The following is a 24,560-nucleotide window of genomic DNA, read 5'->3' as shown; positions in this document are numbered from 1 at the left end:
GCCACCGGTTTGCTGCACGTACTGGATTGAGCTCAATGCTGCCAAAACGTCTCCGGATGAGACGACGGCGCGTTGAACAACACTAAAAAAGAGGGAGCGTCATGCGCCATACCTTGATTTTTTCCGCATTGCTGGGCGCCGGCCTGTTGGCCGCCTCGTCCGCCAGTTTCGCCGCCAGCAAAAGTCTGGTGTTCTGCTCTGAAGGCAGCCCGGCGGGTTTTGATACCGCGCAGTACACGACGGCCACCGATAACGATGCCGCCGAACCGCTGTACAACCGCTTGGTCGAGTTCGAAAAAGGTGCGACCAATGTTGTACCTGGCCTGGCAACCCAGTGGGATATTTCCGAGGATGGTCTCGAGTACACCTTTCACCTGCGTGAAGGTGTGAAGTTTCATACAACGCCGTACTTCAAGCCGACCCGCGATTTCAACGCCGATGACGTGTTGTTCACGTTTAATCGCATGCTCGATGCCCAGCAACCTTTCCGTAAGGCTTATCCCACCGAATTCCCGTACTTCAACGGCATGAGCCTGAACAAGAACATCGCCAAGGTCGAAAAGACCGGGCCGCTGACCGTGGAGTTCACGCTCAACAGCGTCGACGCCGCGTTCGTTCAGAACATCGCCATGAGCTTCGCCTCCATCCTGTCCGCCGAATACGCCGACAAACTGCTGGCCGAAGGCAAGCCGAGCGATATCAACCAGAAACCGATCGGCACCGGGCCGTTCGTGTTCAAGAGTTATCAGAAAGACTCGAACATTCGTTACACCGGTAATAAACATTACTGGGATCCGAGCCGGGTCAAACTCGACAACCTGATCTTCGCGATCAACACCGACGCCTCGGTGCGCGTGCAGAAGCTCAAGGCCGGCGAATGCCAGATCACCCTGCATCCGCGCCCTGCCGATGTTGAAGCGCTGAAGGCCGATCCGAAACTGCAACTGATCTCCAAGCCGGGTTTCAACCTCGGCTACATCGCCTATAACGTGCGCCACAAGCCCTTCGACCAGCTCGAAGTGCGCCAGGCGCTGGACATGGCGGTGAATAAACAAGGGATTCTCAACGCTGTTTATCAAGGCGCCGGCCAACTGGCCGTGAACGCCATGCCACCGACCCAGTGGTCCTACGACGACAGCATCAAAGACGCCGCCTACAACCCGGAAAAAGCCAAAGAGCTGCTCAAGGCTGCTGGCGTCAAAGAAGGCACCGAGATCACCCTGTGGGCGATGCCGGTGCAGCGTCCATACAACCCGAACGCCAAACTGATGGCCGAAATGCTCCAGGCGGACTGGGCCAAGATCGGCCTGAAAGTGAAGATCGTCAGCTACGAATGGGGCGAGTACATCAAGCGCACCAAAAATGGCGAGCACGACATCAGCCTGATCGGCTGGACCGGTGACAATGGGGATCCGGACAACTGGCTCGGCACGTTGTACAGCTGCGATGCCATTGGCGGCAACAACTACTCCATGTGGTGCGATCCGGCGTACGACAAGCTGATCAAACAGGCCAAGGTCGTCACCGACCGCGACCAGCGCACCGTGCTCTACAAACAGGCTCAGCAATTGCTTAAACAGCAAGTGCCAATCACGCCTATCGCCCACTCGACGGTCAACCAGCCGTTAAGCGCGAGGATCGAAGGGTTCAAAGTCAGCCCGTTCGGTCGCAACGTTTTCTCGGGTGTCGGTATCGATTAAACCAACCGTTTTAGCCGCAACGCTGGGGGGCACTGTCAAGCCCCTCACGCAAGCGCTTTGCCGAAATTCGCCAATCTGGCCTTTGGCAAACGTTTGCGATGTGTGAATGAGTTCTAAACCAATAACCGGCATACCAAAAAAAGCCGGCATAAAAAGAAAGTAAAGGAGCTTCACCCATGAAACTGAGCAGCACCGCGATACTGGCCCTGGCCATCAGCAGCGTCACCGCCACGGCTTATGCGGAAACCCAGAGTCAGGCATTCACTCCGGTGACCGTCAACACCAAGAGCGCCCAGGCTGAAGCAACCGGCTTCGTCGAAGGACAGTCGATCACCGGTACGACACGTAACTGGTACGCCAATGAGCAATTGAAACGTGGCGCCAAGTTCAAGTACCAAAAAAACGGTACAACCGAACTTACTGATCGCCGGATCAACTGGGTACAAGGCACGATTCTCAAGTACAACTCGGGGTTCACCGAAGGTACTGTCGGCATCAGCACTGAAGTGGCGGTCTACAACGCTGTAGCCCTTGAACGTGATCGTAAAAACCTCGCTGCAAACGTCGGTGGGGCGCCGATTCCTAACGTCGCCTCCGGTAACAACCGGACCCTGACCCGAGATGGTGGCGATGCGGAGGGACAGTGGAGCAAACTGGGTCTGGCCAACGTCAAGGCGCGGGTTTCAAATACCACTCTGACCGCCGGCCGCCAAAACTTCAGCAGCCCGATGGTCGATGTGATCGGCAACCGCGCTCTTCCTTCGAGCTTCCAGGGTGTCAGCTTGCACAGCGAAGAGTTGGAAAACCTGACCTTCGACATCGCCACGTTCGACAAGAACTCGCCACGTATGGAAGAAAGCCAGCGCAAGTTCCGCTCCGAATATGCTGACACGCTCATTGAAATTGATCACGTCAACACCGCTGGTATTTCCTACCAACCGTTTGCCAGTCTGAAAACCAGCCTGTGGGCAACTCAGGCTGAAGACATGTGGAAACAGTACTACTTCGGCGCTACCCACGAGCTGGGCGACAGCCAGATCCTCAGCCTGACCACCGGTCTGAACTACTACAAGACCGTCGATGAAGGCAAAAAGAAGCTGGGCGAAATCGACAACGATACCTACTCGCTGTCGCTGGGTCTGACTCACCAGGCCCATAGCCTGACCTTCTCGTACCAGGAAATTAACGGTAACGAGTACTTCGACTACCTGCACGAAACCAACGGCATCTACCTGGCCAACTCCCTGCTCTCGGACTTCAACGGTCCGAACGAGAAGTCGTTCCAGGTCGCTTACGGTCTGAACATGGCCGAGTACGGCGTGCCTGGCCTGAAGTTCAACATCTACAGCGCTCGCGGCTGGGGCATCGACGGTACTCACTACAAAGGTGGCGCATACGACAGCGTGCTGGCGATGGATGGAGAACATCATTACGAATACGGTATCGGCGCCGCATACGCCGTGCAAAGCGGGCCGCTCAAGGCTACCGCAATACGCGCAACCTACACCGCACACCGTGCCAGTGAAAACCAGCTGGATGGCAGCATCAACGAGTTCCGTCTCGTGACCACGATTCCATTCAACATCCTGTAAAAAACGCCAACCGACGGCTGACTCATGATGAGTCGGCCGTTCGGTTTTTTGTCTTCAACCGATTGCAGAGGGTTATCGATGAAAATGCTTCCCCTACGTGCGGCCATCGCGGCTGCGTTGCTGAGTGTCGCTGTTGGCGTCTCGGCCAAACCCTTGGTGGTCTGCACCGAAGCCAGTCCGGAAGGCTTCGATATGGTCCAGTACACAACTGCAGTCACGGCGGACGCTGTGGCCGAAACCATCTTCAACCGCCTGGCCGACTTCAAGCCTGGCACCACTGAAGTGATCCCGGCTCTCGCCGAGTCCTGGGACATCAGCGAAGACGGCCTGACCTACACGTTCCACCTGCGCAAAGGCGTCAAGTTTCACACCACCGAATATTTCAAGCCGACCCGCGACATGAACGCCGACGACGTGGTCTGGAGCTTCCAGCGTCAGCTGGACCCGAACCACCCATGGCACAAACTGTCGAGCGTGGGCTTCCCGTACTTTGAAAGCATGGGCTTCAAGGAACTGCTGAAAAACGTCGAAAAAGTCGACGACAACACTGTCAAGTTCACCCTGACCCGCCGCGAAGCGCCGTTCCTGGCCGATATCGCGATGGCGTTCTCCTCGATCTATCCGGCCGAATACGCCGACCAGTTGCTCAAGGCCAACAAGACCGGCGACCTCAACAACAAGCCGGTCGGCACCGGCCCGTTCATCTTCCAGCGCTACGCCAAAGACGCTCAGGTGCGCTTCAAGGCCAACCCGGATTACTTCCGTGGCAAGGCGCCGGCTGACGCGTTGATCCTGGCCATCGCCACCGACAACAACGTACGCCTGCAAAAGCTCAAGGCCAACGAGTGCCAGATCGCTCTGTATCCGAAACCGGACGACATCCCGAGCATCAAGAAAGACAGCAACCTGAAAGTCGATGAGCTGGACGCGATGACCGTCTCGTACATCGCCATGAACACCCAGCACAAGTACATGAGCGACGTGCGTGTACGTAAGGCCATCGACATCGCCTTCGACAAGGAAGCCTACGTCAACGCCTTGTTTGGCAAGGGCAATGCCTCGGTCGCGGTCAACCCGTACCCGCCAACCCTGCTCGGCTACAACCACGACCTGAAGAACCCGCCACGTGACCTCGACAAGGCCCGCGCCCTGCTCAAGGAAGCCGGGGTTCCGGACGGCACCGTGTTTACCCTGTTTACCCGCAACGGCGGCGGCCCGACCAACCCCAACCCGATGCTCGGCGCGCAGATGATGCAGGCTGACCTGGCGAAAGTCGGGATCAAGATCGATATTCGCGTGATGGAATGGGGCGAAATGCTTAAACGCGCCAAGGCCGGCGAGCACGACATGGTCTCGGCCGGATGGGCGGGCGACAACGGCGACCCGGATAACTTCCTGACGCCTATGCTCAGTTGCGAAGCTGCCAAGAACGGCGAAAACTATGCACGCTGGTGCAACGAGAAATTCCAGGCACTGCTCGACGAAGCACGGGCTAAAGTAGATCCGGCCGAACGCGCGAAACTCTATGAGCAGGCTCAGGTTCTGTTTAATCAGGATCAACCGTGGATCAGCATGGCCCACACCCGGATGTTTACCGCAATGCGTAAAAATGTAGAGGGCTATCACATCAGCCCTCTCACCACTAATAACTTCGCCACTACCCAGGTGAAGTAGATAAGAAACTCCCGGCGTCCCTGACCCCAGGGATGCCGGGCACGCCTAACCGGCTGATGAGGTACCACACAAGATGTTTAGTTTTATTGCCCGCCGACTGGGGTTATTGATCCCCACGTTTTTCGGCATCACCTTGCTGACTTTCGCGTTGATTCGCATGATTCCGGGCGACCCCGTGGAAGTGATGATGGGCGAACGTCGGGTCGACCCCGAAATGCACGCTCAGGCAATGGAACGCCTAGGTCTGAACAAGCCACTGTATGCCCAGTATCTGGACTACATCGGCAAACTGGCTCAAGGCGATCTCGGCGAATCCCTGCGTACGCGTGAGAGCGTATGGACCGAGTTCACCTCCCTCTTCCCGGCGACCCTGGAACTGTCCATGGCCGCCCTGCTGTTCGCCGGCATTCTCGGGCTTCTGGCCGGGGTAATCGCGGCACTCAAACGAGGATCGCTGTTCGACCACGGGGTGATGGGCATTTCCCTCGCGGGGTATTCGATGCCGATCTTCTGGTGGGGCCTGATCCTGATCATGTTCTTCTCGGTGAGCCTGGGCTGGACCCCGGTTTCCGGACGGATCGACCTGCTCTACGACATCGAGCCGCGCACCGGTTTCATGCTGATCGACACGCTGCTGGCCGACGACGTCGGGGCGTTCTTCGATGCACTGCATCACCTGATCCTGCCGGCCATCGTCCTCGGCACCATTCCGCTGGCGGTGATCGCGCGGATGACCCGTTCGTCGATGCTCGAAGTGCTGCGCGAAGACTACATCCGCACCGCCAAGGCCAAGGGCCTGTCGCCGTCGCGCGTGGTGTTCGTCCACGGTCTGCGTAACGCACTGATTCCGGTACTCACCGTGGTCGGCCTGCAAGTCGGCACCCTGCTGGCCGGTGCAGTTTTGACCGAAACCATCTTCTCCTGGCCCGGCATCGGTAAATGGCTGATCGAAGCCATCGGCGCCCGGGACTACCCGGTTGTGCAAAACGGCATCCTGTTAATCGCCTGCCTGGTGATTCTGGTCAACTTCGTAGTGGACATCCTCTACGGCTTTGCCAACCCACGCATCCGTCATCAGCGCTGAGGTCCATACCATGAGCACTCCAACATCCTCAGTAGCCACCGCCGCCAACGCGGATCAAAGTCTGCTGTACCCGTCACCGTACAAAGAATTCTGGCAAGCCTTCTCGAAGAACAAGGGCGCGGTTGCCGGCCTGCTGTTCATGTTGCTGGTGATCTTCTGCGCACTGTTCGCGCCGTGGGTCGCGCCGCACAACCCGAGCGAGCAATACCGCGACTTCCTGCTGACGCCGCCGGCGTGGCTGGAAGGCGGGCAGATGCAATTCCTGCTCGGCACCGATGAACTCGGTCGTGACCTGCTGTCGCGTCTGATCCAGGGCTCGCGCCTGTCGCTGCTGATCGGTTTGTCGTCGGTCGTGATGTCGCTGATTCCGGGGATCCTCCTCGGTCTGTTCGCCGGGTTCTTCCCGAAGATGATCGGCCCGACCATCATGCGTCTGATGGACATCATGCTGGCCCTGCCGTCGCTGCTGCTGGCTGTGGCGATTGTCGCCATCCTCGGCCCTGGCCTGATCAACACCGTGATCGCCATTGCTGTGGTATCCCTGCCGTCCTACGTACGTCTGACCCGCGCTGCGGTGATGGGCGAACTGAACCGCGACTACGTGACCGCCGCGCGCCTGGCCGGTGCCGGTCTGCCACGCCTGATGTTCATCACCGTGCTGCCGAACTGCATGGCGCCGCTGATCGTGCAGGCGACCCTGAGCTTCTCTTCGGCGATTCTCGATGCCGCCGCACTGGGCTTCCTCGGCCTTGGCGTACAACCGCCAACCCCTGAGTGGGGCACCATGCTCGCTTCGGCCCGCGACTACATCGAACGCGCGTGGTGGGTAGTGAGCCTGCCTGGTTTGACCATTTTGCTCAGCGTGCTGGCAATCAACTTGATGGGCGACGGTCTACGCGATGCGCTGGACCCGAAACTCAAGAACGCCGCCTGAGGAGATTCCCATGTCACTGTTAGAAATCAAGAATCTCAACGTTCGCTTCGGCGACAAGACCGCGACCCCGGTGGTCGACGGCCTCGACCTGAAAGTCGACAAGGGCGAAGTGCTGGCCATCGTTGGCGAGTCGGGTTCGGGTAAATCCGTGACCATGATGGCGCTGATGGGCCTGATCGAGCATCCCGGCATCGTCACCGCTGACTCGCTCAGCTTTGACGGCAAGGACATGCTCAAGCTGAGCAACCGTCAGCGTCGGCAGATCGTCGGCAAAGACCTGTCGATGGTCTTTCAGGATCCGATGACCGCGCTGAACCCGAGCTACACCGTCGGTTTCCAGATCGAAGAAGTGCTGCGTCTGCACCTGAAAATGTCCGGCAAGCAAGCGCGCAAACGTGCGATCGAGCTGCTGGAAAAAGTTGAAATCCCGGGCGCCGCCAGCCGTATGGATGCCTACCCCCATCAACTGTCCGGCGGTATGAGCCAGCGCGTCGCGATCGCCATGGCGATTGCCGGCGAACCGAAACTGCTGATCGCCGACGAACCGACCACGGCTTTGGACGTGACGATTCAGGCACAGATCATGGATCTGCTGCTGGCGTTGCAGAAAGAACAGAACATGGGCCTGGTGCTGATTACTCACGACCTCGCGGTCGTGGCTGAAACCGCCCAGCGCGTCTGCGTGATGTACGCAGGCCAGGCTGTTGAAGTCGGTCAGGTGCCGCAACTGTTCGACGTCCCGGCACACCCCTACAGCGAAGCGCTGCTCAAGGCGATTCCCGAGCACAGCCTCGGCGCCGCACGCCTGTCGACCCTGCCGGGCATCGTTCCGGGCCGCTACGACCGTCCGCAGGGTTGCCTGCTGTCGCCGCGCTGCCCGTACGTGCAGGACAGCTGCCGCGCGCAGCGTCCAGGCCTTGATCCGAAAGCCCACAGCCTCGCCCGCTGCTTCTTCCCGCTGAACCAGGAGGTGGCGTAATGGCCGTCGTACTTACCGCCCGCGACCTGACCCGTCACTATGAAGTCTCCCGTGGCCTGTTCAAGGGCCATGCGACCGTGCGCGCACTGAACGGCGTGTCGTTCGAACTGGAAGCCGGCAAGACCCTCGCTGTTGTAGGCGAATCGGGCTGCGGCAAATCCACCCTCGCCCGTGCGTTGACGCTGATTGAAGATCCGTCGTCCGGCTCGCTGAAAATCGCCGGCCAGGAAGTCGCCGGCGCCGACAAGGCCCAGCGCAAGCAACTGCGCAAAGACGTGCAGATGGTGTTTCAGAGCCCGTACGCGTCGTTGAACCCCCGGCAGAAAGTCGGTGACCAGCTCGGCGAACCGCTGCTGATCAACACCAACCTCTCCGCCGCCGAACGTCGCGAGAAAGTCCAGGCGATGATGAAGCAGGTCGGTTTGCGCCCTGAGCACTACCAGCGCTATCCGCACATGTTTTCCGGTGGTCAGCGTCAGCGTATCGCCCTGGCTCGGGCGATGATGTTGCAACCGAAAGTGCTGGTGGCGGATGAACCGACTTCGGCATTGGACGTGTCGATTCAGGCGCAGGTGCTGAACCTGTTCATGGATCTGCAGCAGGAGTTCAATACCGCGTACGTGTTCATCTCGCACAACCTCGCGGTGGTGCAACACGTGGCCGATGACGTGATGGTGATGTACCTCGGTCGCCCGGTGGAACTGGGCCCGAAGAACGACATCTACGAGCGTCCGCTGCACCCGTACACCCAGGCGCTGCTGTCGGCGACCCCGACCATTCATCCGGACCCGAACAAGCCGAAAATCAAGATTGTCGGCGAACTGCCTAACCCGCTGAACCCGCCACCGGGCTGTGCTTTCCACAAGCGCTGCCCGTATGCGACCGAACGTTGCAGCAGCGAAGAGCCGGCCTTGCGTCAGCTCGACAGTCGGCAGGTGGCTTGCCACTACGCCGAGCAGTTCCTTGATGGCGCGGCCTAAAAACCGCCCTGAAACAATGTGGGAGCGAGCCTGCTCGCGAAAGCGGTGAATCAGTCACCATTAATGTTGACTGAGATGACGCCTTCGCGAGCAGGCTCGCTCCCACAGGGGATGTGAGTTATTCCTGAGTTAACCAAGCCCCTTCCACCTCGATTGCGCATCAGTCGAGGCAGTAGGGGTTTTCTTTTGCCTGCGATTTACGTCTGGCTATCACCTTCGTCGTCATCAGAGTCCGGTTCATCAGTGGTCGAGTCGTCATCATCGGCGCTGCCGCCCTGCCCCTGATCGCCCGGCTCGGACTCGGACTTGGCGAGCATCAAGCCGCTATGCCCGACCTGGCCGTTGAACGCCTGGGAATCGTGATCCTCGCACTCGGCCCAGGCCGTCGCGGTGCCGAGGGACAGCATGACCATCACTTTCAACAGCAATAAAACCCGTAGCAACCTGCTTTTCATAGCCGACTCCATCCATTTTCAGGTGAGACATTCGTGCCTGACTGGCGCTGTGTGAAATCTAGTTCCGATCCATCGGGTTCACCAGATAGGACGCTAACGAGCAGGCAGAAATGCCCTTCATGGAAAGACAGTTTTCGAATAATACTCATAGCCGCAACAGCTAAGCGCCGCCGCGTGATCGCGTGGCCTGCCAAGTCAGCGGGATGGAAATCAACACCATCAGCGCACTCGCCAGCCACACACTGTGGCCCCCGAATTGACCATACAACTGGCCACTGAGCACCGGTGACAACAGCGCACTGGCGCTCCAGCTCATAAAGAACAGGCCGAAGTACTGACCGCTTTTGCCACTCTGCGCAAACTGCATCGCCAGCACATTCAGCGGCGGCATGAACAACGCCTCACCCAAGGTCCAGATCACCGTCGACAGACAGACGAACGCCAGCCCGGAACCGAATGGCAACATGCCCAGTCCGCACGCCAGCAGCAAACTCCCCGCGAGCATTTGCCGCCGCGTGCCCCAACGCTCGCCCCAATGCGACAGCGGAATCTGCAGGGCAATCACCAGCAACGCATTGAGCCCGAACTGCCAGCCAATGGCCTCGGTGCTCAACTGATAGTAATCACGCAGATAATTGCCCAGCGTGCTGTAGACCGTGTCGAACGCGATGCCGAGCACGGCCGTCGCCGCCAGCAACCACAGGAACGGTTTGTCACGAAACGGCACACCTGATCCACCTGTGCCGCTCATGGATGGCTCATCATTGATCAACACCGGCCGCTGCCACGTGGTGCGAACAAACCACAGCAACGCCAGCAACGTCATCGCCGCACTGCCGAAAAACACCCAGCGAAAATCGGTCTGCGCCAACACCCCGCCCGCCACCCCGGCAGCGGCCATGCCGAGATTACGCGCCACCCGGCTCAAAGCCTGCGCACGCGAACGTTGAGCGACTACGCAATATTCCATGATCAACCGCTGATGCAGGGTGCGAATAGCCCCGTCGATGGTTCCGCTGAGCAACAGCAATGCCGCCAGCAATGGCACCTGCGTCACCAGCCCCAGCAGAATCAGCACCCACACCGAAACAAAGAACAACGCCGCCGTCAGCCGCGCCGTGCGCACATGATCACTGAGCCAGCCCCCGAGCATCGAACCGACCAGCAAACCCGCGCCGTACGCCGAGAGCAGCCAGCCCACTGTCTCGATCGCCAGCCCCAGCTCCTGACGCAGGTACAACGCCATGAACAGCTTGACCATGCTGCTCAAGCGATTGATGAACAACAGCGCCGCAAGCACCCAGGCCATTACGCTGAAATAGCCGCCGAGGCGCAGCAGGTGAGTCAGGCGACTCGTCATTCCATTGACCTCTCAGAGCGACTTGGGTGGAGCTGGAACACTAACGGGGAGCACGCGTGTTGTCGCGCTGAAGAACATCGAGATCGCAAAAAAGGAATCGCCCTACGGACTTACCCAGCGGTGCTGTAATTTGGTCTTTTGCTTACTTATCATGCGCGCCTCAAAAACAGGATCAGACGTACGGTTTGAAGTCGTTGCTGTCGCGAATCAACAGTTGCATCAGTTTGGGGTGGATAAAGAGTTTTTCCTTGCCGACCTGTATTTCTTTAAGTACGCCGATGACGACTAGCTCTTTGAGGTAGCGGGAGGCTGCCTGACGCTGGGCAACCCGTTTGTCGACGACGTTGCTGATGCGACAATAGGGTTGCTCGAAAATGACGTCCACCAGCTCGCGGGAATAGGTTTTCGGCAACTGCTCGCGAACAAACTGAGTGGTGTGCTCGGACAGGCTGCGGATGGCGGCGATTTTTGCGCTGGTCCAGCGGGCGGTTTCTTCTACAGCGCTGAGCATATACAGCAGCCAAGGTTCCCAAGCTTGCTCGCGAGTGACATCGAGCAGCAGGCGGTAGTAATCGGCGCGATGGGCGATGATGTACCGGCTGAGGTAAAGAATCGGCAGATTCAGCAGCCCTTCTTGAATCAGGTATAGGGTATTGAGCACTCGCCCGGTACGGCCATTGCCGTCGGTAAACGGGTGAATGGCCTCAAACTGGTAATGACCAACGGCCATGCGAACCAGTGGATCCAGGTCCGTCTCGTTGTGCAGGAAGCGCTCCCAGTTAGCGAGCAGATCACGCAAGTGATCCTCGCCTTCGGGAGGGGTGTAGATGATCTCGCCAGTGCGGTCGTTGGCCAACTGGATACCGGGCACTCGGCGTATATCCATATCCACACCTTTGAGAGTGCGACAAATCTCGACTGCCGTACCCGTGGAAAGTGGCCGTTCGGCCAAAGACTGGTAGCCATGATGGAGGGCCTTGCGATAGCGCAGAGCCTCTTTAGTAGCGGGATCAGCGTGGTTTTCGCCATCCTGGGCGTGCTGAAAGAGCAAGTCCGTCGTGGTGACGATGCTTTCGATTTCCGAGCTGTCCTTCGCTTCCAGTAATGGGATGGTGTTGATCAAAACCGTTTGGTTCGGAATCAGCTCGGCTGCCTGTTTCAACTCGGCAAGCGCTGTGCGGGCCTCGATACAGCGCTTGAGCACTGCGCGAGTCTCCAGCTCCGCTCTGGGCGGCAAGGTCGGAAGCTGGTTATAGGGCTTGTCGGCCTGCCAAGGGAAAGGGTATGCGGTCATGGATGAGGGCCTGATCCTTTGGATCCATCTAAAGCAAGGGCACTCGATAAGGGCCCTTTTCGTGGCGTCAGTGTAAACATGTACACCATACGTGTCGCCGCATTTCAATTTTGACGACACGTTTTGATCTTATGTCGCTGGCGGCGACACGTGCATATCTCGTGTCTTTGAAATGGATTTTGAGCGACGTGTAGCTAACGACTCAGAGAACATTAAATAGAGGCCCAAGCAGCCAAAACCAAAACCAGCAGGCCAAAAAAACCCCCAAGGCATACACTTCAGGGGCTTCGGACAAACCAATTCAGAACTTAGTGATGCTCACGCGTCGCACGGAATTTCACATCCGGCCAACGCTCTTCCATCAACGCAAGGTTAACCCGCGTCGGCGCCAGGTAAGTCAGGTGCCCCCCGCCATCGACCGCCAGGTTCTCCACAGCCTTGTTAGAGAATTCCTCAAGCTTCTTCTTGTCACCGCATTCAATCCAGCGCGCGGAATACACAGTAATCGGCTCATACGAGCACTCAACCTTGTATTCCTCCTTCAAACGGCTGGCGACCACATCAAACTGCAGCACACCGACGGCGCCCAGAATGATGTCGTTGCTGCGCTCCGGGAAAAACACCTGCGTTGCACCCTCTTCGGCCAACTGCTGCAGACCCTGACGCAACTGCTTGGACTTCAGCGGATCACGCAGACGCACACGACGGAACAGCTCCGGCGCAAAGTGCGGGATACCGGTAAAGCCCAGGGTTTCACCTTCGCTGAAGGTGTCGCCGATCTGGATCGTACCGTGGTTGTGCAGACCAATGATGTCGCCGGCAAAGGCTTCTTCAAGCTGCTCACGCTCGGAGGAGAAGAACGTCAAGGCGTCGCCGATGCGCACGTCCTTGCCGGTACGCACGTGGCGCATCTTCATGCCTTTCTCGTACTTGCCGGAGCAAATGCGCATGAAGGCGATGCGGTCGCGATGTTTCGGGTCCATGTTCGCCTGGATCTTGAAGATGAAGCCCGAGAACTTCTCTTCCACCGGCTCGACGGTACGCTCGTTGGCGACACGGGCCAATGGACGCGGCGCCCAATCAACGACGGCGTCCAAAACGTGGTCAACACCGAAGTTGCCCAGTGCAGTACCGAAGAACACAGGAGTCAGCTGACCGTCGAGGAATTCCTGCTGGTTGAATTCGTGGCAGGCGCCCTGAACCAGTTCCAGCTGCTCGATGAAACGCTCGTACTCGTCGCCCAGGTGTGCGCGAGCTTCGTCGGAGTCGAGTTTCTCGATGATCTTGGTTTCGGTGCGTTCGTGACCGTGACCGGCGGTGTAGACAATGATGTAGTCGTCCGCCAGGTGGTACACGCCCTTGAAGTCACGGTAACAACCAATCGGCCAGGTGATCGGCGCAGCCTTGATCTTCAGCACGGCTTCGATCTCGTCGAGCAGTTCGATCGGGTCGCGGATGTCACGGTCGAGTTTGTTGATGAAGCTGACGATCGGCGTATCACGCAGACGGCAGACGTCCATCAGCGCAATGGTCCGTGGCTCGACACCTTTACCGCCGTCGAGAACCATCAATGCCGAGTCCACCGCCGTCAGGGTGCGGTAAGTATCTTCGGAGAAGTCTTCGTGGCCCGGGGTGTCGAGCAGGTTGATCATGTGTTCGCGATACGGGAACTGCATGACCGACGTGGTAATGGAAATACCCCGTTGCTTCTCCATCTCCATCCAGTCGGATGTCGCATGGCGATCGGATTTACGGGATTTCACCGTACCGGCCACTGCAATCGCCTTGCCCATCAACAGGAGCTTTTCGGTGATCGTGGTTTTACCGGCATCGGGGTGGGAAATAATGGCGAAAGTGCGGCGTTTCGCGACTTCGGCGGCCTGGTTGGTCATGGGAAATCGCCTGGCGGTGATTCAAAAAAGGGCCGCGATTATAGCCCAACTCGATGCAATAACCGAACCGTTGAGCACATTAAGGGTGGCCAAATGCTGCCGCAGATGGGAACCTTTTAAAGCACGGAGACGTCCATCCCCTGTTACGAATTTTCGTCAGGGGCTGAAAAATCAGCAAGTTAGCCTGACGAGGCTGCGCTCATGGCTCGCTTTCAGCCCCCTTTTGCGGCGCTGAAAAACGGCTACTTTTCGCGAACGACGCTCCCGGCAGCCAAGGCTTGGCTTGCCACACGGGACTGCGCTCGCCGACTACAAAAAAAGGAGTCCGCCTGTGGCTATCCGCTATGGCAAAGGGCTGATGGGAGGTGCGGTGGTGATCGCGCTCCTGGCCCTGCTGGTCCACTGGATCGGCATCAACACGATCGAACACTACCGCGACGATTTGTTGTTTTACCTGCAAGCTCATCTGATTCTCGTCCTCGCTTCAATGCTGGCCGCCCTTGTCGTGGGCATCCCCGCCGGTATCTTTCTCAGTCGCCCGACCATGGTCGGCCGCGCCGAACGCTTCATGCAGATCTTCAATATCGGTAACACCGTACCTCCGCTGGCCGTGCTCGCGATTGCCCTGGGCGTCCTCGGGATCGGCAGTGGCCCGGCGATCTTCGCTTTGTTCCTCGCCTCCCTGTTGCCGATTGTGCGCAACACCTACGAAGGCCTGAAAAACGTGCAGGGCTCGCTGAAAGAAGCGGCCGTCGGCATCGGCATGACCCCGCGCCAAGTGCTATGGAAAGTCGAATTGCCCAATGCCGTGCCGATCATCGTCGGTGGTGTGCGCGTGGCTTTGGCAATCAACGTCGGCACCGCGCCGCTGGCCTTCCTGATCGGTGCCAACAGCCTCGGCAGCCTGATCTTCCCTGGCATCGCCCTGAACAATCAGCCGCAACTGCTGCTCGGCGCCGCGTGCACCGCGCTGATGGCCTTGCTGCTCGATGGCGTCGTCACCCTCGCCAGCCGTCTCTGGCTGGAACGCGGTTTGCGCCCGTCTTAAGGCTTTTGCGAAGGAATGAATATGAAACGATTTAGCTCGTCTTTGGGATTGATAGCAGGCTGCATCCTGCTGTTCGCAGGAGTAGCGCAAGCCGCTGAAAAACCGCTGATTCGCCTCGGCGCCCGGGTCTTCACCGAGCAAACCCTGCTCGCGGAAATCACCGCGCAATACCTGCGCAGCAAAGGCTACGACGCACAGATCACCGGTGGTCTGGGCAGCAACCTTGCCCGCAGCGCTCACGAAAGCGGGCAGCTGGACATGCTCTGGGAATACACCGGCGTGTCGCTGGTGGCCTACAACCATGTCACCGAAAAACTCGACAGCGCCCAGTCCTACGCCCGGGTAAAAGAACTCGACGCGAACAAAGGCCTGGTCTGGCTGACCCCGTCGAAATTCAGCAACACCTACGCCCTCGCCCTCCCTGAAAAGGTCGCCGAGGAATATCCGCAGATCAACAACATCAGCCAGTTGAACGAAGTGCTGCGCGCCGAGGCCAAGACCAATCACCTGGTGGCGCTGGATACCGAGTTCGCCAACCGCTCTGACGGCCTGATCGGCATGGTCGATCTGTACGGCATGAACCTGACCCGCAAGAACATCCGCCAGATGGACGCGGGGCTGGTCTACACCGCGCTACGCAACGGCCAGGTGTTTGCCGGTCTGGTTTACACCACGGACGGTCGCCTCAATGCCTTCGGCCTGAAACTGCTGGAAGACGACAAGCACTACTTCCCCGACTACACCGCCGCACCGGTGGTGCGTCAGGCTTATCTCGATAAGCACCCGCAACTGGCCGAACAGCTCAAGCCGCTGGCCGAACTGTTCGATGACGAAACCATGCGCCAGCTCAACGCGCGGGTCGACGTCGATCACGAAAGCCCATCGAAAGTTGCCGCCGATTTCCTGCGCCAACATCCGCTGAATTAAGAGAGGAGAAGTCATGGAATTCCTGAACGCCTTTTCCCATCTCGACTGGCAGCAGGTGATGCACCTGACCTGGCAGCACATCACCCTCGTCGGCATCGCCGTGACACTGGCGATTGTGGTTGGCGTGCCGCTGGGCATTCTGATGACACGCTTTCCGACCCTCGCCGGTCCATTGCAAGCCGGCGCCACCGTGCTGCTGACCGTGCCGTCGATTGCCCTGTTCGGTCTGCTGCTGCCGTTCTACTCCAAGTTCGGCCAGGGCCTCGGCCCGATGCCGGCGATCACCGCCGTGTTCCTCTATTCACTGCTGCCGATCATGCGCAACACCTACCTCGCCCTCACCGGCGTGGAACCGGGTATCCGTGAAGCCGCACGCGGTATCGGCATGACCTTCGGCCAACGTCTGCGCATGGTCGAGTTGCCGATCGCCGTACCGGTGATCCTCGCCGGCGTACGCACCGCCGTGGTGATGAACATCGGCGTGATGACCATCGCCGCGACCATCGGCGCCGGCGGCCTCGGTGTATTGATCCTCGCTTCCATCAGCCGCAGTGACATGTCGATGCTCATCGTCGGCGCACTGCTGGTCAGTCTTTTGGCCATTTTCGCTGACCTGTTTCTCCAATGGCTGCAACGCTCGTTGACTCCAAAAGGACTGCTCAAATGATCGAACTTCAAAACCTCAGCAAAACTTTCCAAAGCAACGGCAAAGACGTCAAAGCCGTGGACTCGGTGAGCCTGACCGTCAATGAAGGCGAAATCTGTGTGTTCCTCGGGCCATCGGGTTGCGGCAAAAGCACCACGCTGAAGATGATCAATCGCCTGATCAAACCGACCTCGGGCAAGATCCTCATCAACGGCGAAGACACCACCGATCTCGACGAAGTGACCCTGCGGCGCAACATCGGTTATGTGATCCAGCAGATCGGTCTGTTCCCGAACATGACCATCGAAGAGAACATCGTCGTCGTGCCGAAACTGCTCGGCTGGGACAAACAGAAATGCCACGACCGCGCCCGCGAGTTGATGAGCATGATCAAGCTGGAGCCCAAGCAGTATCTGCATCGTTATCCGCGCGAATTGTCCGGCGGCCAGCAACAGCGCATCGGCGTGATCCGCGCACTGGCGGCGGATGCGCCGCTGCTGTTGATGGACGAACCGTTCGGCGCGGTCGACCCGATCAACCGCGAGATGATCCAGAACGAGTTTTTCGAGATGCAGCGCGCGCTGAACAAGACCGTGATCATGGTCAGCCACGACATCGACGAAGCGATCAAACTCGGCGACAAGATCGCGATTTTCCGCGCTGGTAAACTGCTGCAGATCGATCATCCGGACACGCTGCTCGCGCACCCGGCAGACGACTTTGTCAGCAACTTCGTCGGTCAGGACAGCACGCTCAAACGTCTGTTGTTGGTGAAAGCCGAAGATGCCGCGGACAACGCACCGTCGGTGAGCCCGGAAACGCCAGTGGCCGATGCGCTGGAATTGATGGACGAACATGACCGTCGCTATGTCGTGGTCACCTGTGCCGAGAACAAGGCGCTGGGTTATGTGCGTCGTCGCGATCTGCACCGTCAGACCGGCACTTGCGCGCAGTTCCTCCGTGAGTTCAATGCCACGGCGGCGTACGACGAGCATTTGCGCATCCTGCTGTCGCGCATGTACGAGTTCAACCGTTCGTGGCTGCCGGTGATGGATGCCGAGCGGGTGTTCCTCGGTGAGGTGACGCAGGAGTCGATTGCGGCTTATCTGAGTTCGGGTCGCTCGCGCGGGATGAAGACCAATATCGTCTCGCCGGCTGAAGCCGTCGTCGCCTGATTTTCGGATAGGAAACACAAATCCCTGTAGGAGTGAGCCTGCTCGCGATAGCGCAATATCAGTCAATGAAGATGTCGGCTGAAAAAAAGTCATCGCGAGCAGGCTCACTCCTACAGGACCGGGGTTGTTACCAAGTCCTTCACAAGGCGGAAAAGAATCTCAACACCTGAGAATCAGACAGCATGCCCTGGACAGCCTTCCAAACAACCAAAATCCCCCTCACCCCCTCCTCTCGCCGCCAACGTCGCCGATATTGCCGCCTTCACACTTACCCACGACTTCGCCGACATAATCCGCGAACGTGCAGGTATTTTTAACACTCAAAAATTCTCGGGGAACATCTGCCCGTCATCTCGGTCGGCTACAAAGAGTGATGAACGCGACGCACGTCAGAAGCGTGCAAAAACGCGACATTTTTAGTTGATCTCACGCCCCTCACGCCCTAAAGTTCGCGCCGAACGTCCATGCTGGAAACGATCCATCCGGCTCAAGTACTGACGACGAGACAGCAAGGCCAAGGGAAAGCTGCACCTCCCATGGCCTTTTTGCTTTCGGCGACATGCCTTGGGAAGTAGGCGAACCAAAGTGGGGATACGGAGGGCGTTCATTTGCACCCATTGATTAACTTAGTTTGCCAGTAGGAGTTCCCAGCATGTCGATCCAGGTCGAAGACTATTTCGCGCGCGCTACATTCGACAAAATGAAGGCGTTCGCCGACAAACAGGAAACCCCGTTCGTGGTGATCGACACCGCGATGATCGCCCAGGCCTACGATGATCTGCGCGCCGGTTTCGAATTCGCCAAGGTCTACTACGCGGTCAAGGCCAACCCGGCTGTCGAGATCATCGACCTGCTCAAAGAGAAAGGTTCGAGCTTCGACATCGCCTCTATCTACGAACTGGACAAGGTGATGGATCGTGGCGTCAGCGCCGACCGTATCAGCTACGGCAACACGATCAAGAAATCCAAGGACATCCGCTACTTCTACGAGAAGGGCGTGCGTCTGTTCTCCACCGACTCCGAAGCCGACCTGCGCAACATCGCCAAGGCTGCACCGGGCTCGAAAGTTTACGTGCGCATCCTCACCGAAGGCTCGACCACGGCTGACTGGCCACTGTCGCGCAAATTCGGCTGCCAGACCGACATGGCCATGGACCTGCTGATTCTCGCTCGCGACCTCGGCCTGGTGCCTTACGGGATCTCCTTCCACGTCGGTTCGCAGCAACGCGACATCAGCGTCTGGGACGCAGCGATCGCTAAGGTCAAAGTAATCTTCGAGCGTCTGAAAGAAGAAGACGGCATCCACCTCAAGCTGATCAACATGGGCGGTGGCTTCCCGGCGAACTACATCACCCGCACTAACAGCCTGGAAACCTACGCCGAAGAAATCATCCGCTTCCTCAAAGAAGACTTCGGTGATGACTTGCCGGAAATCATTCTGGAGCCGGGCCGTTCGCTGATCGCCAACGCCGGCATTCTGGTCAGTGAAGTGGTACTGGTTGCACGCAAGTCGCGCACGGCGGTCGAGCGTTGGGTGTATACCGATGTGGGCAAGTTCTCCGGCCTGATCGAAACCATGGACGAAGCCATCAAGTTCCCGATCTGGACCGAGAAAAAAGGCGAGATGGAAGAAGTGGTGATCGCCGGCCCGACCTGCGACAGCGCCGACATCATGTACGAGAACTACAAGTACGGTCTGCCGCTGAACCTGGCGATCGGTGATCGTCTGTACTGGCTGTCGACCGGTGCATACACCACCAGTTACAGCGCCGTTGAGTTCAATGGCTTTCCGCCGTTGAAGTCGTTCTACGTGTAATCAATGCTCTGAATGAAAAGGCCCATGCATGGGCCTTTTTTATTTGCGCAACCATGTCTCAAGGTGATCGACCATCGCCATGAACTCGTCGGCTCCTTCCTTTATACCCGCTAACTGGAAATTCAGCTCTCTGAGTGTCGACACGCCGTAGGCCTTCAACAACTCATTGATTGCAGTGTCTATGCGCAATATCGTTTCCTCGATAAACACGCTGATTTGCGCGCTCACGGAAGCCAATCCGTTAAACAACCGGACAATATCAGCCTTGTACTCTGCGGCGCGAACGACTGCATTCAAAGAGGAATACGTGATGTCCCAAACCGGTACTGTGTTGGTATCGCGGAACAGTTCCGAGACAATTGTCGGCTCGGCATGGCATTGGCAGATGCGATGGTCCATTGCCCTGACAAACACGGAGTGCAATCCGAACGACTCATCATGCACCTCTGCGATGGGGTATTTCAGTTGTTGGATCACCGCTCTGAGCGAATAAAAGCGCAGCATCAGCTCGTGAATCAGGCCCCGCACGTCAGTGGCTGGAGACAACTTCCACGTTGGCGATCGGGACAGGCTGTACAACTTGAAATCCACTTGATCGAGCCGCTCGCTCCTCGAGGTACTTTGGCTGATGTCCCGAGTTTCGTGGGTAAATACGGTGAGATCCGAAACGTAAGCCCTGCACAAGTCCCGGGCCTCATCAGTCCATTTCCGGAACTCTTGCAGATAGCGCTCATTGAATCGGATGTTGCTCAAACGCGAGTCGCTGGCTAACACGGCAGGTGCGTGACCGCTGGCCCTGCAGCGCTCAAATACCACGGCAATGTTGTTAAACGTCGGCACGAGAGACCCGAGAAACGCCGTGTAGCGATCCAATATGCGCCGTTGCTCGGCAGAAAACTCATAGGCAAGTGTATTCATCACTACTCAGGAGGCGATGGGCGCACAGCCCACCGCCCCGCCCCCCCTTATTGTTGAACAGTTTTCAGATACTTGACGACGTCGGCAATCCGGGCAATCGCATCGGTTGCGCGGTCGTCTACCGGCAGAGCCTTGTCCTGCTTGAAATCTCGGCAGAACGACTCAAACCCGGCGACCAGATTGGAAAACTCATTCACATAGCTCCAACGTCCGTCATCCAATTGATCAAGCTCCTCGACCAGTTGAATTTTCCCCGCGGTCTGGGCGATCTCGTTCACGTATTTTTTGACCTGCGCTCGCAAGTCTGCGGCTTTGTCCCTGAGTTTGTTGTAGCCCGCCAGCATGTTCAGGAAGGAAATCGATTCACCGATACCGGCGATGATTTTTTTCAGCGTGTCGACAGCCAGCATCGCAACTGCAACCTGTGGTGGCGCCATCCCCAAGGCTTTGAGACTGTCCAGGGATAGCTGCGTTTCCTTGCCGATCTTCTCCACGCCAGCCTTGGCGATCAAGTCGATGCCTTCGGCCACCGATTTCATTTCCGCTTCCAGAGCGATCACTTTCTCCTCAGCCTTCAGTTTCAGCGCTCGCGTGATGTCCTGATCCTGTTGCAGCGTCGCAATCCATTCCTGCGAAGCGGCTCGGTCATAGGCCGTGCTCATAGCGTTGCGGGTAGTTTTCAGATCTTCGAAGCGTTCGCAGATTTTTTTGTAGAGGCTTTTAAGCTCGGTTTCCATATCCTCACGGACTTCATCTGCATCTTCCGGAAAGGCAAGTTCAGCCTGATAGCCCTTCAGCTTGGTCTGCGCGCGCTCCAGAGCGATAACATCACTCTGGGACTGATTACGCATATCAAAGCCGGTTTTCTGGATGGCATCGGCCAGTTCTTTCATGGTGCGCACGGTGCCCGGCAAATAGTTGAACTGCTCAAACAGCATTTGCGCTGTAACATTACGCTGCTGGACTGCAAGGGCATGCTCACGCAGAGCAGCAACATTTAAATCGGGGTAGGTTTTATTGTTATACGACGACAGCATGACTGTCTTGCTCCTGAATGCCGGAAAGCTGTTTCCATACTCTTTATCCGCCGCTGCGAAAACGCCCAGCAGTTGATCAGAACTCGATTTGATCTGTTCCCACGGATCAATAATGGCCAGAATCTGGTTTTTGAAGCGTCGCAAGGAAGTCACTTCCAATAGCAGATCAGCTTCCTTGATAGAGGCACTCACATAAGTACTTAGTGCATTCCATACCAGCATCAGATTTTGCGTGGCAACTTCAGCCTCGATCGTTACATAGCTAAGATTCTGCAAGTCGTCGCGCACTTTGTTCAACGAACTCAGTGTCTGGCTCTTGCTGGCCATTTTCTGGTTGGCCGTTTGTTGTTGTTCTTTAAGACTGTTTCGCTCCTTGCGGATTTTTTCAGCCTTGACGCCCTGATAGATACCCAGAATCAAGCCACCGATGTTCAACGTCGCTGCAGATTTGATTGCCTCCTGAACAAGCTGGTCATACTGCTTGTTGAGTTCATCGATCTCTTTCGAGCGCTGGTCAATCTCACCCTGGAGAACCTGAATGTCCGCCTGGTAGGTATTCCTCGACACAAACTCCAGGCGCAGCTTGATCTCCGGCAAGACTTTTTCGCGCATATCAATGCCAAAGCTGTCCAGTTGCGCTCGCACCCGTTCGGCTTTTTCATGGCACTGTCTGACTTTGCCTAGCATATCGTTGAGGTAGGCCTTGATCTCCGGAACATCGCCAGCCGGCAATGCAAGATCAGGCAGGTTGGGAATCTGTCGCTTGAGTTCCAGATACTGTTCTGGGGTGTTGATATCGTGCTCTTCCAGATACCTCGAAGCTTTCAGATCCTCATAGATTTCGACGATGCCTTTGCCTGTGCGGATGATGCTGCCGGCGAAAATCTTCAGGTCGGTTCCGGTGAGCATGACTTGCTCGCGTAACGGCGACCAGCGCTTGGCGTGGTCATACGTCGTAGTGAAGGTGCGCAGAAAATCTGCGGGTTTGAGTCCTACGCCACCGGCATCACCGGCACCGTAATTCAAATAAGCAATAACGTCTTGCAATCTGACGGGCAAAGACAGCCCGAGAACTTCATACTTTCTTAAACTGATGATCTGTTCTTTGGTTAACTGAATACCGGTATCCCGATTGTATTCTTCACCGTCGCCCATAGAGGCATTAACAAATGCTTGAGGCGCCTTGGCGGCGGCCTCGACAATCTTGTCGTCAATTCTGGATTCCATAAAGACCCCTTGTCTTAGTTGGATGATTAATTTGTCAAACAGGCAGCAAAGAGGAAATCAAACCAACTTCCTTTATCGCCAGCCAGAAACAAACCATAGAGCACCCAGACAACAATCAACAAGCGTCAATATATTAAAAATCAAGACAGCAAAGACACTCCATTCATCTTCAAGACAACTTAAACAAGCCAATAACTACTCGAACAACTAACGAGCACTATCAAACTTACTCGCCACCCCACTGATTCAGGCGTAATAAGTAGGCGTGCGCCAGTGCACGGATCTGCGCGTGCTGAGCCTTCATCAATGATTCACTGGCGACCCGCAGAAAGTTCGCATTCCCCCCGACCATCGCCTTGCGCAGCCAGCCGAGCGCTTCTTCGACACGTCCCTCATCCGCCAGCACCGCTGCAAAACTGAACTGCCCGCGAAAATCCCCGCCCTCGGCCGAGCGCCGATACCAGTCGCGCGCCGCTGCCGAATCCGCCGGACACACCTGCCCTTCTTCCAGATACCGTCCAAGCAGATTCATTGATTTCGCGTGGCCCCGTTCAGCCGCACACTGATACAACGCCAGCGCCTGCAAATGATCCACCGCGACACCGCGCCCGGTCGCCAGCAGATTGGCGAGGTTGTACATGGCCCAATCCAGCCCGGCATCTGCTGCAAGCCGATAGTGCTGCGCGGCAATCGACGCATCCGCAGCCACGCCCCAGCCATGCTCATGACAACGCCCGAGCATGTTGCGCGCCATCAGATGCCCGCGCCCCGCGGCGATGCCGAACCAGCGCAGCGCCAGCGGTTGATCCTGGGCGATGCCCTGACCGTCGAGCAGGATCTGCCCGAGCAACGCCTGCGCCTCTACTTCGCCCTCACCCGCCGTCAGCAGAATTGCCTGCGCCGCGCGTGCCGGGCTTTCGGCGAGCATGGTGCTGAGTTGTTCGCCGTCGAGGACTTCCTCGCGGCGCAGCTGGAAACTCATACCTCGACCCAGCGCCGCAGCAAGTTGTGATAGGTGCCGGTGAGGCGGATCAGCGAAGGATGATCAGGCATGTCTTGAGTCAGTTGCTGAATCGCCCCGTCCATCTCGAACAGCAACGCGCGCTGGCTGTCTTCGCGTACCAGACTTTGCGTCCAGAAGAACGACGCATAACGCGCACCACGAGTGACCGCGTTGACCTTGTGCAAACTGGTGCCGGGGTACAAAACCATATCGCCTGCCGGCAGTTTCACCTGTTGCGTGCCGTAGGTGTCCTGGATTTCCAGCTCGCCGCCGTCGTAATCCTCAGGTTCGCTGAAGAACAGCGTCGCCGACAGATCGGTGCGCACCCGTTCGATGCTGCCCTTGGGTTGGCGCACGGCGTTGTCGATGTGGAAATCGAAACAGCCACCGGCCGTGTAACAGTTCACTAACGGCGGGAAGACTTTGTGCGGCAGCGCGGCGGACATGAACAGCGGTTTTTTCCACAACCGTTCAAGCATCGCCGCGCCGATTTCCTTGGCCAGCGGATGACCTTCAGGCAATTGCAGATTGTGCTTGGCCTTCGCTGACTGAAAGCCGGCGGTGATCTTGCCATCGGCCCAATCGGCCTGCTCCAACGCCTGGCGAATGCGCTGCACTTCGTCTTTCGCGAACAATCCGGGAATGTGCAGCAGCATGGGGTTGTCACCTGATGGCAAAGAGGCGGCAATGGTATTGATTCTTATTGGCCGTGTAAAACCCGAGAGACGAATGAACTGGCAAAAACCGTAAGGTTAAATTGTAAAGAATGTAAATTCAGTGCGAATAACAATGTTTCGCAATTGATACGAATACCTGTTT

General features: G+C 57.5%; 20 protein-coding genes. 12 read left to right on the top strand and 8 right to left on the bottom strand.

Annotation, left to right across the window (positions count from 1 at the left end):
- Positions 1 to 101 precede the first annotated feature (101 nt).
- From AC5SEM_RS00765 to AC5SEM_RS00735, 7 genes are all read left to right on the top strand, one after another.
- Positions 102 to 1,700 carry an ABC transporter substrate-binding protein gene (locus tag AC5SEM_RS00765; protein WP_495471961.1) on the top strand — a complete coding sequence of 533 codons (1,599 nt, stop codon included), beginning with the start codon at positions 102 to 104 and terminating at the stop codon, positions 1,698 to 1,700.
- Between the two features lie 176 nt (positions 1,701 to 1,876).
- Positions 1,877 to 3,292: an OprD family porin gene (locus tag AC5SEM_RS00760; RefSeq protein ID WP_495471960.1), complete on the top strand. Its 1,416-nt coding sequence runs from the start codon at positions 1,877 to 1,879 to the stop codon at positions 3,290 to 3,292.
- 78 nt (positions 3,293 to 3,370) lie between these two features.
- The gene (locus AC5SEM_RS00755) at positions 3,371 to 4,966 is read left to right on the top strand and encodes an ABC transporter substrate-binding protein (protein WP_495471959.1); all 1,596 of its coding nucleotides are present in this window, start codon (positions 3,371 to 3,373) and stop codon (positions 4,964 to 4,966) included.
- A 73-nt stretch (positions 4,967 to 5,039) separates the two neighbouring features.
- Positions 5,040 to 6,050, top strand: coding sequence for an ABC transporter permease subunit (locus tag AC5SEM_RS00750; RefSeq protein WP_007917620.1), 1,011 nt, complete (start codon positions 5,040 to 5,042; stop codon positions 6,048 to 6,050).
- A 10-nt stretch (positions 6,051 to 6,060) separates the two neighbouring features.
- Positions 6,061 to 6,984 carry an ABC transporter permease subunit gene (locus tag AC5SEM_RS00745; protein ID WP_034154447.1) on the top strand — a complete coding sequence of 308 codons (924 nt, stop codon included), beginning with the start codon at positions 6,061 to 6,063 and terminating at the stop codon, positions 6,982 to 6,984.
- Positions 6,985 to 6,994: 10 nt separating this feature from the next.
- Entirely contained in the window at positions 6,995 to 7,963 is a 969-nt protein-coding gene (locus AC5SEM_RS00740; RefSeq protein WP_016985406.1) for an ABC transporter ATP-binding protein, read from the top strand.
- The gene (locus AC5SEM_RS00735; RefSeq protein WP_127925811.1) at positions 7,963 to 8,943 is read left to right on the top strand and encodes a peptide ABC transporter ATP-binding protein; all 981 of its coding nucleotides are present in this window, start codon (positions 7,963 to 7,965) and stop codon (positions 8,941 to 8,943) included. The genes AC5SEM_RS00740 and AC5SEM_RS00735 overlap by 1 nt, the downstream gene beginning before the upstream one ends.
- A 197-nt stretch (positions 8,944 to 9,140) precedes the next feature.
- On the opposite strand, the gene AC5SEM_RS00730 is transcribed toward AC5SEM_RS00735, so the two are convergent.
- The 4 genes from AC5SEM_RS00730 to AC5SEM_RS00715 all read right to left on the bottom strand — a co-directional run bounded on the left by AC5SEM_RS00730 (position 9,141) and on the right by AC5SEM_RS00715 (position 13,944).
- Complete coding sequence (locus AC5SEM_RS00730; protein WP_331694402.1) at positions 9,141 to 9,398, bottom strand: hypothetical protein; 258 nt, start codon at positions 9,396 to 9,398, stop codon at positions 9,141 to 9,143.
- A gap of 160 nt (positions 9,399 to 9,558) precedes the next feature.
- Positions 9,559 to 10,758 carry an MFS transporter gene (locus AC5SEM_RS00725; RefSeq protein ID WP_495471958.1) on the bottom strand — a complete coding sequence of 400 codons (1,200 nt, stop codon included), beginning with the start codon at positions 10,756 to 10,758 and terminating at the stop codon, positions 9,559 to 9,561.
- 172 nt (positions 10,759 to 10,930) lie between these two features.
- Positions 10,931 to 12,052 (bottom strand): protein adenylyltransferase Fic, encoded by a 1,122-nt coding sequence (gene fic / locus AC5SEM_RS00720; RefSeq protein WP_122843128.1) that lies wholly within the window; start codon positions 12,050 to 12,052, stop codon positions 10,931 to 10,933.
- A gap of 308 nt (positions 12,053 to 12,360) precedes the next feature.
- A complete protein-coding gene (locus AC5SEM_RS00715; RefSeq protein WP_064119440.1) occupies positions 12,361 to 13,944 on the bottom strand; it encodes a peptide chain release factor 3 in 1,584 nt (527 codons plus the stop codon).
- A gap of 358 nt (positions 13,945 to 14,302) precedes the next feature.
- Between AC5SEM_RS00715 and AC5SEM_RS00710 the strand changes: the two genes are divergently transcribed.
- From AC5SEM_RS00710 to AC5SEM_RS00690, 5 genes are all read left to right on the top strand, one after another.
- Entirely contained in the window at positions 14,303 to 14,992 is a 690-nt protein-coding gene (locus AC5SEM_RS00710; protein ID WP_495473434.1) for an ABC transporter permease, read from the top strand.
- Positions 14,993 to 15,013: 21 nt separating this feature from the next.
- Entirely contained in the window at positions 15,014 to 15,919 is a 906-nt protein-coding gene (locus AC5SEM_RS00705; RefSeq protein WP_495471957.1) for a glycine betaine ABC transporter substrate-binding protein, read from the top strand.
- Positions 15,920 to 15,932: 13 nt separating this feature from the next.
- Complete coding sequence (locus AC5SEM_RS00700; RefSeq protein WP_495471956.1) at positions 15,933 to 16,586, top strand: ABC transporter permease; 654 nt, start codon at positions 15,933 to 15,935, stop codon at positions 16,584 to 16,586.
- Positions 16,583 to 17,740 (top strand): osmoprotectant ABC transporter ATP-binding protein OsmV, encoded by a 1,158-nt coding sequence (locus AC5SEM_RS00695; RefSeq protein ID WP_047291222.1) that lies wholly within the window; start codon positions 16,583 to 16,585, stop codon positions 17,738 to 17,740. The genes AC5SEM_RS00700 and AC5SEM_RS00695 overlap by 4 nt, the downstream gene beginning before the upstream one ends.
- A gap of 652 nt (positions 17,741 to 18,392) precedes the next feature.
- Positions 18,393 to 19,556, top strand: a complete 1,164-nt coding sequence (locus AC5SEM_RS00690; protein ID WP_034154440.1) for a type III PLP-dependent enzyme — start codon at positions 18,393 to 18,395, stop codon at positions 19,554 to 19,556.
- A gap of 39 nt (positions 19,557 to 19,595) precedes the next feature.
- Here AC5SEM_RS00690 and AC5SEM_RS00685 read toward each other — a convergent pair whose 3' ends face one another.
- From AC5SEM_RS00685 to AC5SEM_RS00670, 4 genes are all read right to left on the bottom strand, one after another.
- Complete coding sequence (locus AC5SEM_RS00685) at positions 19,596 to 20,474, bottom strand: hypothetical protein (RefSeq protein ID WP_495471955.1); 879 nt, start codon at positions 20,472 to 20,474, stop codon at positions 19,596 to 19,598.
- Between the two features lie 47 nt (positions 20,475 to 20,521).
- On the bottom strand, positions 20,522 to 22,738 hold the full coding sequence (locus tag AC5SEM_RS00680) for an alpha-xenorhabdolysin family binary toxin subunit A (RefSeq protein WP_495471954.1): 2,217 nt from the start codon (positions 22,736 to 22,738) through the stop codon (positions 20,522 to 20,524).
- 226 nt (positions 22,739 to 22,964) lie between these two features.
- Positions 22,965 to 23,720, bottom strand: a complete 756-nt coding sequence (locus tag AC5SEM_RS00675) for a tetratricopeptide repeat protein (RefSeq protein ID WP_495471953.1) — start codon at positions 23,718 to 23,720, stop codon at positions 22,965 to 22,967.
- A complete protein-coding gene (locus tag AC5SEM_RS00670) occupies positions 23,717 to 24,397 on the bottom strand; it encodes a Fe2+-dependent dioxygenase (RefSeq protein WP_495471952.1) in 681 nt (226 codons plus the stop codon). Before AC5SEM_RS00670 ends, AC5SEM_RS00675 begins: the two co-directional genes overlap by 4 nt.
- Positions 24,398 to 24,560: the final 163 nt, after the last annotated feature.

The sequence above is a fragment of the Pseudomonas sp. CH61 genome (assembly GCF_059429415.1).
This window is presented reverse-complemented; position numbering and strand designations above follow the sequence as displayed.